This window comes from Pseudoalteromonas luteoviolacea S2607 (genome assembly GCF_001625575.1).
GTDB lineage: Bacteria > Pseudomonadota > Gammaproteobacteria > Enterobacterales > Alteromonadaceae > Pseudoalteromonas > Pseudoalteromonas luteoviolacea_E.
Genome location: NZ_AUXV01000056.1, coordinates 311,298 through 322,907, shown reverse-complemented (window position 1 = coordinate 322,907; position 11,610 = coordinate 311,298). Strand labels below are relative to the sequence as shown.

8 protein-coding genes are annotated in these 11,610 nt (G+C 42.0%); 5 read left to right on the top strand and 3 right to left on the bottom strand.

Annotation, left to right across the window (positions count from 1 at the left end; translation table 11 throughout):
- Positions 1–544: 544 nt before the first annotated feature.
- The 3 genes from N480_RS18570 to N480_RS18560 all read right to left on the bottom strand — a co-directional run bounded on the left by N480_RS18570 (position 545) and on the right by N480_RS18560 (position 3,548).
- A complete protein-coding gene (locus N480_RS18570; RefSeq protein WP_081231919.1) occupies positions 545–1,048 on the bottom strand; it encodes a hypothetical protein in 504 nt (167 codons plus the stop codon).
- A gap of 297 nt (positions 1,049–1,345) precedes the next feature.
- Positions 1,346–2,125: a hypothetical protein gene (locus N480_RS18565; protein WP_063373923.1), complete on the bottom strand. Its 780-nt coding sequence runs from the start codon at positions 2,123–2,125 to the stop codon at positions 1,346–1,348.
- A 109-nt stretch (positions 2,126–2,234) separates the two neighbouring features.
- Positions 2,235–3,548 (bottom strand): Na+/H+ antiporter NhaC family protein, encoded by a 1,314-nt coding sequence (locus N480_RS18560; protein WP_063373922.1) that lies wholly within the window; start codon positions 3,546–3,548, stop codon positions 2,235–2,237.
- A 390-nt stretch (positions 3,549–3,938) separates the two neighbouring features.
- On the opposite strand from N480_RS18560, the gene dapB reads away from it, so the two are divergent.
- The 5 genes from dapB to N480_RS18535 all read left to right on the top strand — a co-directional run bounded on the left by dapB (position 3,939) and on the right by N480_RS18535 (position 11,540).
- Positions 3,939–4,739, top strand: coding sequence for a 4-hydroxy-tetrahydrodipicolinate reductase (gene dapB / locus N480_RS18555; protein WP_063373921.1), 801 nt, complete (start codon positions 3,939–3,941; stop codon positions 4,737–4,739).
- Between the two features lie 210 nt (positions 4,740–4,949).
- A complete protein-coding gene (carA, locus tag N480_RS18550) occupies positions 4,950–6,086 on the top strand; it encodes a glutamine-hydrolyzing carbamoyl-phosphate synthase small subunit (protein ID WP_063374239.1) in 1,137 nt (378 codons plus the stop codon).
- 18 nt (positions 6,087–6,104) lie between these two features.
- A complete protein-coding gene (carB, locus tag N480_RS18545) occupies positions 6,105–9,323 on the top strand; it encodes a carbamoyl-phosphate synthase large subunit (RefSeq protein ID WP_063373920.1) in 3,219 nt (1,072 codons plus the stop codon).
- Between the two features lie 46 nt (positions 9,324–9,369).
- The gene (greA, locus tag N480_RS18540) at positions 9,370–9,846 is read left to right on the top strand and encodes a transcription elongation factor GreA (RefSeq protein WP_063357270.1); all 477 of its coding nucleotides are present in this window, start codon (positions 9,370–9,372) and stop codon (positions 9,844–9,846) included.
- 254 nt (positions 9,847–10,100) lie between these two features.
- Positions 10,101–11,540 carry a sigma-54 interaction domain-containing protein gene (locus N480_RS18535; RefSeq protein WP_063373919.1) on the top strand — a complete coding sequence of 480 codons (1,440 nt, stop codon included), beginning with the start codon at positions 10,101–10,103 and terminating at the stop codon, positions 11,538–11,540.
- Positions 11,541–11,610: the final 70 nt, after the last annotated feature.

Genomic DNA, 11,610 nt, shown 5'->3' with positions numbered 1-11,610 from the left:
TATAGTGCTTAATTGTTAAGTTAATCGTTTTTTTCAAACTGGTTTGATGTCTTGTTTCGTGTTATTTAATTCTGTTATTTGCAATTATATTTCTCGGCATGAGAAATTCGATACTACGTTATTAAATGTAATTAGTAAATACAGGTGTAATGCGGTGTAATATCTTTGGTTGATTTTTGAGCGGTTGATTCAAGGGTTAGTGTAAACAGTAAAAGCCGGTTCACAAGAGTATGACTAGCTAGGCAATCAATTAAACCTATGATGTTGTTCTACATCATTTTGTAGAGGGTAATATGCTAAGTAGCTACTTGAAGGAATGGGGGGGGGGCACTCAGTTGGGTTACTTGAGGAGCAATATTATTTCATGCTCAAAGAAGTGTATATTTATTGTTTTGTTTATTGAAAGTATTGGGTGTATTTAAATAAATGCGAAGATTATCTGGTTTTGTTATGTTTTTTTGACTTTATTGTTTTTATAAGCTGTATAATATAGGCCTTTTGCGATGTGTATATGTTGTTCACTTGCTTGCTCAATGTTAATTGGTCATGCTATCGCTTTGAGTAGCACACTCATATCTGTAACTCCAGCTTCTTTCATTGCTTCTTTAACATTTTTGATCATGTCAAAATACTGATTTTGAAGTTGAATGAAGTACTGGTTTTTTTGGTCGTACATTGCTTTTTCAGCTTCGTTATTGTGGTCAATTTTAGCATTTAGCTGCACAACTTCTTGTTTAAGTACATCTAGTTCTTCTTTCATTTCTTCTAAGCGTTCTAACATACGGCGAATGTGTTCAGGTAAGTCGCCATACTTGTCTTCATTTTTTTCTTGGGCTTCACGACCTGAAAGTTTTTCTTTTTCTTCTTCCGAAAGCTTGTGTGTGCCTTCCAACTCTGACGTTTTCTCCGTATGTTTAGAGCTCGATTCCTTATTCTCTACACTTTCTCCATCAACAGCGTCTGATTGTTCCCTTTCTTTTGCCTTCGCCATAATGTCTGTTTTTAACATATGGCCATAAGCAAGGCTCATTTCATGTAGTAAGTTCATTCAAAATCCCTGATATAACAATTCGTGAAAGATAGACGAGTACAGTATCCCGAAATATATATCGGGCTAAGAGCGAGATACTTTAGAGGTAATTTTAATTTTTTTTATAAATTAGACATGATTTAATGGTTTGAATACAACGATATATTCAATGGAAGTCTAAATGATGACACTCGTAGCTGATAACCAAATAAAATGTAGGGGAGTGTGCTGTCAACAAGCACGGAGCGCATCAAGTTGGAGGTAAGTGAGTTAGCATGTAGCGCGCTTTTCAAGCTTGCTACATGCAGGAGAACCCTAAAACGTCCAAGCTAGGTGGATTTGAGGGACAGACTCATTGGTGTCCGTACCTAGTTTGTTGCGCCAATACTGCCATTCAACGCCCAAATACAACTGCTTTTCGGCCATATTTAAAGCATGACCTAAATCCCAACGAATGATGGGCTGTGCTAAAAGCCAGCCTTTAACATCGCCACCAGTTTCGCTTTCTCGCTCGGCGATGTATTCAACATGTCCTGTGACTTCGAACTTTTGATTACCGAGAGTAAAAGGATAGCCCCAAGCTACATCTATCATCCAACTATTCGTTTGAGCTGGTGCACCACCTTTCGATAAACCTTCACTGTCGTCAATATATGCCGTAAAGAGTGTCGAAAGAAATGAAAAGCCTTCGACATTCCAAGAAACCTTAACACCTGGTAGGTACTTCATGACTTTAGAGTCGCCAGCCATGTTGAAGCCTGCAACAATACCCACATCCTTTATCAAGCTATTGTCAAACTGCATATCGGCAAGTTTACTCAAGCTAAATGTTGAGTACCATTCTCCATAAAAGTCTCTGTCTTGGTAATCATCATTCAAATCATCAACGAGATAGTCAATGAAGAAAAAATTGTCACCATAGGCATAACCAGAGCTATGTTGCAGAGAGTACACGGTTGTATTGGACTCAACTCGACTAAATGGGTTTTTAAAGTCACCATTGTTGATATGAAGTTGAGTGTTGCTCCAGTCTGCCGCGAAAGTAGTTGAAGATAGCAGCGCAAGAGAGAGAGTCAGACATAACTTTTTATTCATTAATTAATTCTTCAAAGTTTGGGAACTTTGTAATTATATATTAATTCATGAAGTTATGTGAATTTTGCCAAGGGTAATTAATGCGCCCAAAAACTGGGCGCGATTAAGGTCAGGCGTGATTACGACGTAAAACAATTACCGTTACAGCCGTAATTGCTAAAATAAAGCAGTAAAACGATGACATTGAAACTTCAAAAGGGTTAATACCAAACGTGGTACCAAGCAATAGTGCTTGTGCACCGTAGGGCAGTGAACCTTGCATAACACAGGCAAAAATATCAAGTAAACTGGCTGAACGTTTTGGCGATATATCACTGTCTTCAGCAAGTTTTTTAGCGACAGGGCCGGCAACAATAATACTTACCGTGTTATTTGCGATGCACATGTTGCTGGTCAAAACCAATGCCGCAATACCCAGTTGGTCAGCGACTTTAGTATTGAGTTTACCAAGTGCTGCTGTTAGCTTATGTATTTTTTTAGCGATGTACTCGAGGCCGCCGTTAACTCTGATGAATTCAGAAAGGCCACCGATAAACATAGATAATAAGAAGATCTCCTGCATATCAGTAAAGCCTTTGTACACATCTTTTACAAAAGCTCCGCCCTCATAGTCACCTGCAAAGCCGACAGTTGCGGCGAATATAATGCCGCTAAAAAGCACTGCGAAAACATTTAGCCCCATAACGGCCAATACCAGAATAAATATATAAGGAAGTACAAGTAACCAGTCAAATGGTTTGGTTTCGACTGCCTGAGGTTCAGGTGTTAAAAAGACTAAAAGAAGCACTGTTAGCAGGGCCGCTGGTAAAGCTATCTTCAAATTTTCTTTAAACTTATCTTTCATTTCGCAGCCCTGGGTACGTGTAGCCGCGATTGTTGTGTCAGAGATGATAGACAGGTTGTCACCGAACATTGCGCCAGAGACAATTGTGCCTGCCATCAATGCTGGATCTATTCCTGTTTTAACAGAGACTGCATACGCAATGGGACCGATAGCACCGATAGTACCCATTGAAGTACCCATCGCAGTAGATACGACAGCGGCAATCAAAAACAATCCGGGCAGTAAAAATGAGGGCGGTATAAGTGACAAACCTGCGTTTACCACAGCGTCCACGCCTCCAGTTGCACCTGCTACTGCTGAAAATGCACCTGCTAGCAAGTAAATCAAGCACATAGTAATGATGTTACTGTGCCCTGCGCCTTTGATAAAAGTTTCTACACTTTGATTAATAGATGTTTTGTTTAGCCAAAACGCTAAAACAATCGCTGGCAAAATAGCGACTGGAGCAGGTAGCTGATAAAAAGCGTAATCAACACCTTGCGAGTGTAAGTAAAGTCCCGCGCCTAAAAATAGCGCAACAAATGTAAGTAAAGGTAGCAAAGATAACTTTGCACGTGAGTTGTCAAAAGATGGCTGCATAGCACTCCCCAAAAACCATTATCTACTTAATACGACCTGTGTAAGTAGATACAACCACAGCCAACAGGGTCATTATTAGCTGTATTTAAACTTCAACGCCCGCAATAATTTAAATCGGCGAATGTGGAAGTTTAAATGTTTAGACGTCTAAAGTCCAATGGTGTTTATTATAATTATTCAATAACTGACTATGACATAGAGATGGGCTAAACTCTAGGCCTGACATAGCTTGAGTAAAACACTACTGATACTGTAACTTAATGATTTTGCTTACTAGCGTCATGAAATAGCCGCTTTGCTATTACATGTCACATGAGCATTTTGACTATGTTTGAGGCGCGTTATAACGCCAAATTTAAAATGATGTTGAAAACTAGGAATGAGAAAATAATGACAAAAATAGGTGTGTTTGGAGCCAACGGCAGAATGGGTCAAGCTTTAATTGAAGCTGTAGAAATAGAAAAAGAAGCACAGTTGGCTGCTGCATTTGTAAGATCAAGCTCGCCGTTTTTAGATACTCCTATAAAAGCGCTACAACCCGTTCATTCTTCGGAACTGGAATTTTCAGATGAAGAAGGTGATGTAGGTCATGCAGAGGTCTTAATTGATTTCACACTACCGCAGGGCATGCTGACACACTTGCAAAGTGCAATTGACAATGAAACGCCCATGGTAATTGGTACAACCGGATTAACAGACACTGAAATGGGCCAGTTAAGGGAAGCGGCAAAGGTGATTCCAATAGTATTTGCGCGAAATTTTAGTGTTGGTGTGAACTTGCTTTTAAATCTTGTTCAAACCGCTGCGACAAAACTTGCAGACGAAATGGATATTGAAATCTTTGAGGCACATCACCGCAATAAAATAGACGCGCCGTCTGGTACGGCTTTAGCTATTGGCGAAGCAATTGCAGAGGCTAAAGGGTGGGATCATGATGAAGTTGCACGATACGACCGCACTAATGTGCATGAAGCAAAAAGTCAAGATGAAATTGGCTATTCAGTCCTCCGAGCAGGTGACATAGTTGGTGAACATACCGCTTATTTCGCAACGATGGGAGAAAGACTTGAATTAACCCACAAAGCGGCTTCGAGACTTACGTTTGCATCAGGGGCTGTAAGGGCTGCGCAATGGTTGAAAAATAAGCCAGCAGGACTTTATGACATGCAAGATGTCCTTGGTTTGAAGTAGTTTGTTTATTTTTTTGGCGGTTTCACAAAGAAAATACATTTAAGGGCTTATTTTTAAATTTTTTCAATGAATAGTTAGACGAATCTCAGAAAGTGCTGTAGACTATAACGAATTTGCCAAAAATTTAATATCTGCGTGTTACCAAGCGCTTTGTAGACGGGAAAAAAGCGTGTTTGCTTATCCCGTTTTTTTATATCTATGGAGGTTAACTTGACTAAATCCGCTCTGTTAGTCCTTGAAGACGGTACGGTGTTTCGCGGTACTGCCATCGGCGCCGACGGTATATCTGTTGGTGAGGTAGTATTCAATACGTCTATGACAGGATATCAAGAAATCTTGACAGATCCGTCATATGCGGAACAAATTGTCACCTTAACTTACCCGCACATCGGAAACACTGGTACAAACAGTGAAGACGAAGAAGCGGACAAAATCTGGGCGAAAGGCCTCGTGATTCGTGACTTACCATTACTAGCAAGTAATTTCCGTAACGAACAATCGTTAAGTGATTATTTAAAAGAACGTAATATCTTAGGGATAGCGGATATCGATACGCGTAAATTGACGCGTATCTTACGTGATAAGGGTGCTCAAAACGGTTGTATCATCGCAGGTGATGACATCGATGAGCAAAAGGCGCATGAAGCGGCTAAGGCATTCCCAGGCCTTAAAGGAATGGATTTAGCGAAAGTTGTTACAACAGAATCTTCTTTCCATTGGAATGAAGGTAGCTGGACACTGGGCGAAGGCTTTAAAACGCTAGAGCAGGGTGAAGAGCAGTTCCATGTTGTTGCTTACGATTTTGGTGTTAAGAAAAATATCTTGCGTATGCTAGTTGACCGTGGCTGTAAGCTAACGGTAGTACCTGCAGAAACCTCCGCTGCAGAAGTACTGGCATTAAATCCAGATGGCATCTTCCTTTCAAATGGACCTGGTGATCCAGAGCCATGTACTTATGCAATTGATGCTATCAAGTCGTTCCTTGAAACTGACACACCAATTTTCGGTATTTGTCTTGGTCACCAATTACTGGCGTTGGCGTCAGGTGCTAAAACTGTAAAAATGAAGTTTGGCCACCATGGTGGTAACCATCCAGTTAAAGATCTTGACCGCGATGTTGTGATGATCACTGCGCAAAACCACGGTTTCGCAGCTGACGAAGCGAGCTTGCCTGAGAACCTTAGAGCAACTCATAAATCACTATTTGACGGTACGTTACAGGGTATTCACCGCACTGATAAGCCTGCTTTCAGTTTCCAAGGTCACCCTGAAGCAAGCCCTGGTCCTCACGACGCAGCCCCGTTGTTTGACCACTTCATTGAATTAATGCAAGCGCGTAAAGCCTAATTTATTACTGGAGTAACAATGCCAAAACGTACCGACATAAAAAGCATTCTAATCTTGGGCGCAGGCCCAATTGTTATCGGCCAAGCATGTGAATTTGACTACTCTGGTGCTCAGGCCTGTAAAGCGCTAAGAGAAGAAGGCTATCGAGTAATTCTTGTAAACTCGAACCCTGCAACAATTATGACAGATCCAGAAATGGCTGATGCGACGTACATCGAGCCAATTCACTGGGAAGTTGTTGAAAAGATCATCGAAAAAGAAAAGCCAGATGCAGTATTACCAACGATGGGTGGCCAGACTGCGCTTAACTGTGCGCTAGACCTAGACAAACACGGTGTGCTTGCTAAGCATGATGTTGAGTTAATCGGTGCAACTGCTGATGCAATCGACAAAGCTGAAAACCGTGAGCGTTTCGACATCGCGATGAAGAACATTGGCCTTGAGTGTCCTCGTGCAGAGATCGCACACTCAATGGATGAAGCAAAAGACGTATTAACACGTATTGGCTTCCCATGTATCATCCGTCCTTCTTTCACAATGGGTGGTACCGGTGGTGGTGTTGCTTATAACATGGAAGAGTTTGAAGAGATTTGTACACGTGGTTTAGATCTTTCGCCAACAAATGAGCTTCTAATCGATGAAAGCTTATTAGGTTGGAAAGAATACGAAATGGAAGTTGTACGTGACAAAAACGACAACTGTATCATTGTGTGTTCTATCGAGAACTTTGACCCAATGGGTGTTCATACTGGTGACTCAATCACAGTTGCACCTGCGCAAACACTGACTGATAAAGAGTATCAGTTAATGCGTAACGCCTCTATGGCGGTACTGCGTGAGATTGGCGTTGAAACAGGTGGTTCAAACGTTCAGTTTGGTGTGAATCCAAAAGATGGTCGTATGGTTATCATCGAAATGAACCCTCGTGTATCTCGTTCATCGGCACTTGCATCAAAAGCGACAGGCTTCCCAATCGCGAAAATCGCAGCAAAACTAGCTGTAGGTTATACGCTAGACGAGCTTCAAAACGACATCACGGGTGGCGCGACACCTGCGTCATTCGAGCCTTCAATTGACTACGTTGTGACTAAGATCCCTCGTTTTAACTTTGAAAAGTTCGCTGGCGCAAATGACCGCCTAACGACTCAGATGAAGTCTGTTGGTGAAGTTATGGCGATTGGTCGTAACCAGCAAGAGTCTCTTCATAAAGCACTTCGTGGCTTAGAAGTCGGTGCAACAGGCTTCAATCCAATTGTTGCTCTTGACGACCCTAAAGCAAAAGAAACAATCATCCGTGAATTACGTGAGCCAGGTGCAGAGCGTATTTGGTACATTGCTGATGCAATGCGTCACGGTATGAGCGTTGAAGATGTATTCGAACTAACGAAGATTGACCGTTGGTACTTAGTTCAGATTGAAGACATCATCAAAGATGAAACGAAAATCGCAGAAGCAGGCCTTGCAGGTCTTAACAAAGAATTCTTACGTCGCCTTAAGCGTAAAGGTTTCTCTGATGCACGTATCGCAGAAATTGCAGGTGTATCTGAAAAAGAAATCCGCAAAAAGCGTCATCAGTTAGAAATCCTACCTGTTTACAAGCGTGTTGATACATGTGCAGCAGAATTCAGTTCAGACACTGCTTACATGTACTCTTCTTATGACGAAGAGTGTGAAGCAGCGCCTTCTGAAAAAGACAAGATCATGGTTATCGGCGGTGGCCCTAACCGTATCGGCCAAGGTATTGAATTCGATTACTGTTGTGTGCACGCAGCGCTTGCAATGCGTGAAGACGGTTATGAAACTATCATGGTTAACTGTAACCCTGAGACAGTTTCTACAGACTACGATACATCAGATCGTCTATTCTTCGAGCCGATTACACTTGAAGATGTGCTAGAAATTGTGCGCGTTGAAAAGCCAAAAGGCGTTATTGTTCAGTATGGTGGTCAAACACCACTTAAGCTAGCGCGTGACCTTGAAGCGAATGGTGTGCCAGTGATTGGTACTTCTCCTGACGCCATCGACCGTGCTGAAGACCGTGAACGCTTCCAGCAACTTGTAGAGCGTCTTGACCTGCTACAACCTGAAAATGCAACAGTGACTTCATTAGAAGAAGCGGTAGCGAAGTCTCAAGAAATCGGTTTCCCGCTAGTTGTTCGTCCTTCATACGTACTTGGTGGTCGTGCGATGGAAATCGTATACGACGAAGATGATTTACGTCGTTATATGACGGAGGCTGTATCTGTTTCAAACGAAGCGCCAGTCCTTCTAGACCGTTTCCTAGATGATGCAATTGAAGTTGACGTTGATGCTATCTGTGATGGTGAAAACGTGATCATCGGCGGTATCATGGAGCACATTGAGCAGGCAGGTGTTCACTCTGGTGACTCGGCATGTTCACTACCGGCTCACACTTTATCGCAAGACATTCAAGATGTAATGCGTAAGCAAGTACGTGATATGGCATTAGAGCTAGGCGTAGTTGGTTTGATGAATACACAGTTTGCTGTTAAAGATGGCAAAGTATACCTAATCGAGGTTAACCCTCGTGCAGCGCGTACAGTACCATTTGTTTCTAAAGCAACAGGTGTTGCACTTGCGAAAGTTGCTGCACGTTGTATGGTTGGCCAATCTCTAGAAAGCCAAGGCGTAACAAAAGAAGTAATTCCTCCTTATTACAGCGTGAAAGAAGTTGTACTTCCTTTTGCTAAGTTTTTAGGTGTTGACCCAATCCGTGGTCCAGAGATGCGCTCAACGGGTGAAGTCATGGGTGTTGGTGAAAACTTCGCCGAAGCATTCGCAAAAGCTCAATTAGGTGCATCAAACGCTTTACCACGTGGCGGTCGCGCGTTACTATCTGTCCGTAACAGCGACAAGTCACGCGTTGTTGAGCTTGCTAAAACGATGAAAGCTATCGGTTTTGAGCTTGACGCAACGAACGGTACAGCTAAAGCACTAGAAGAGGCTGGCATTGAAGTTCGTCGCGTGAACAAGGTATTTGAAGGTCGTCCTCATATTCTTGACCGCATCAAGAATGGTGAGTACAGCTACATCGTAAATACCACTGAAGGTCGCCAAGCGATTGAAGATTCGAAGGTGTTACGTCGTGGTGCACTTCAGCATAAGACTAACTACACCACCACGCTAAATGCAGCGTTTGCAAACTGTACTGCGCATGCCGCAGATGACAGAAGCTCTGTAAACTCTGTACAAGAATTACACCAGCGATTGAACTAATGGATATAAGCCAAGGCCTTTGGCCTTGGTGGTAAGTGAGAGACTTATGCAATCAATTCCGATGACTGTGCGAGGCGAAGAATTGCTTCGTGAAGAACTGAACCATCTGAAAAAAGTGGTCCGCCCCCAAATTGTTGCCGATATCGCCGAAGCGCGCGAGCATGGTGACTTAAAAGAAAATGCTGAATATCACGCAGCGCGTGAACAGCAGGGTTTTTGTGAAGGGCGTATTCAAGAAATCGAAGCTAAACTATCGACTTCTCAAGTAATTGACGTCACAAAGATGGCAAACAATGGCAAAGTTATTTTTGGCAGTACAGTAACTATTGTAAATGTAGATACTGACGAAGAAGTAACTTACAAAATTGTTGGCGATGATGAAGCAGATATTAAAAACAACTTAATTTCTGTGAACTCACCAATTGCTCGAGGCTTAGTTGGCAAAGAGCTAGATGATTCAGTTAACATTCAAACTCCTAACGGTACTGTTGAATACGAAATCATCGAAGTTGAATATATCTAATTTGTCTAACCTATAGACCAAAAGCCCAGCAGGAACATGTTGGGCTTTTTTATTTATACTTTCTATTATCATCACACTTACTCACGTCTAGCTCTATTTGAGCCCTATTTAACGTAATTACATAAATAACGCAGCATAAATGCAATAGAGCCCATTACTAGGATCTTTTGATCAAGATCATATACTGACGACCTTAATTCGTACGAAGGTTTTCTTTACGATACTATACTCGTGAAATATCGCGAGGGGGTATCATGTCTTCTGTTATTAAGCACTTTTTAAATGATCCAAAATTACTGCTCAATGCAGTAGGGGAAGGAATATACGGTTTCGACTTATCTGGTAATGCTGTATTTATTAATCCTGCAGCTGAACAAATGACTGGCTGGGAATCAGGGGAGTTACTGGGTAAAAAAATTCATCAATACCATCATCATAGCCATGCTGATGGTAGCGAATATCCCGCGGATGAGTGCCAAATTTATAAAACCATGTTTGATGGTGAAACACGATATGTTAAAGGGGAAGTGTTTTGGCGAAAGGACGGCACTTGTTTTCCTGTGGAGTACACATCAACACCAGTTTATCGCGATGACCAGATCATTGGTGCAGTGGCTATTTTTCGTGATATATCACAACAGATAGAAACTGAGCAGGCGCTTAGAAGTGCGTTGAAACAGGTTCAGAATTTGTCAGAACAGCTCAAAGATGAAAACAGTTATTTACTCTCAGAAATAAATCAAAATTGGCAGGGGTCAGGACTCGTTGGTGAAAGTCATGTGTTTATTAGAATGCTCGAACAAATAAAACTGGTGAGTAAAACGGATAGTACTGTTCTAATCCTCGGTGAAAATGGCACAGGCAAAGAACTCGTTGCTAGAAATTTACACTTTTTGAGCGGGCGATCTGAGATGCCATTTGTACGCGTCAACTGCGCTGCTTTTTCTCCAAGCCTATTAGAGTCAGAGCTTTTTGGTCACGAAAAAGGGGCATTCACTGGCGCGCATGATAAGAGGAAAGGGCGCTTTGAGCTAGCCCACAATGGAACTTTGTTTTTGGATGAAATTGGTGAACTTCCACAAGAAGCGCAAAGTAAGCTGCTAAGGGTGTTACAAGAGCAAGAGTTTGAGCGAGTAGGCGGCAGTAAAACCATTGCTGTGAACATTCGAGTTATTGCTGCAACCAATCGCGACCTGTGGAAAATGGTCGAAGAAGGCGCGTTTAGAATGGATTTGTACTATCGCCTAAATGTCTTTCCTATCAAGGTTCCACCACTGCGTGAGAGAGTGGAAGACCTGCCAATGCTCTGTGCAAACATGATAAGCAAATTGAATGTCCGACTCAAAAAGCAAATTAAAGGTATAGCCAAGCAATCATTGAAGAAGCTGCAAGCTTATAGTTGGCCAGGTAATATTCGAGAATTACAGAATGTGTTAGAGCGTGAAGCAATCTTGTCCCACAGTCATACACTGCATTTGTCCCAACCACTAGATTTAGGTGAGATTGATACGCAAGATGATGATAAGAATCAAAGTTTGGAGGCGATTCAAAAGCGTCATATTACTAAGACTTTGGAGTCTTGTGGTTGGAAAATATCAGGAAAGGCTGGTGCAGCAGAAAAGTTAGGCCTAAACGAAAGCACTCTTCGGTCGAAGATGAAAAAGCTCAATATTGTTAAAAATCGTGATATCTAACGGTTGTTCGTGATATTTCACGACCTTGCTGAGTGGTAATAATTATTAAGTTCTTATAAAACAATGATAT